This window comes from Paraburkholderia sp. BCC1886 (assembly GCF_900996245.1).
Taxonomy (GTDB): Bacteria; Pseudomonadota; Gammaproteobacteria; order Burkholderiales; family Burkholderiaceae; genus Paraburkholderia.
The window spans coordinates 1-436 of sequence record NZ_CAAJGK010000005.1 but is presented as its reverse complement, the minus strand read 5'-3'; the positions used below and the strand labels follow the sequence as shown (position 1 = coordinate 436).

General features: G+C 63.1%; 1 pseudogene. It reads left to right on the top strand.

Annotation, left to right across the window (positions count from 1 at the left end):
* Positions 1-272: 272 nt before the first annotated feature.
* A pseudogene (locus FQ746_RS35060) lies at positions 273-436 on the top strand (GlxA family transcriptional regulator); the annotation flags it as partial.

Here is a 436-nt window from a genome sequence, read left to right as displayed (position 1 = left end):
CCTCGGCCGCGAGCCGGCTGCCGCGGCGCGCGATGCGCTCGGCCGTGCCGGGATCGGGCATCACGGCAAAGAACAGGCGATGTTTCGGCATCCATGGTCCGGTGTCGAATCCCGGCAGGGCCAGTTGGGGCGTATCGGTTTCGGCGCTTCGCATCGGGCCACCTCCAAACGGCGCAAGAGACATATTTCCCTCATTTCAGGACAGATACGGCGATCGCTTCTTTTCTCCTTAGAATGCGACTTCACCAGGGTTTTCAGCCGGCCACCTCATCATGCATCGAATCGGGTTCTACGTTTGTCGCGGTTATGATGCGCTCGATCTCGCTGGGCCGCTGTCGAGCTTCAACCAGGTCGCCACGGCCGCAGGCCACAGCCCCTACGAGCTTCACGTGCTTTCGCAGGCGGGAGGACCGGTTCACGGCAACACGGGGCTGCC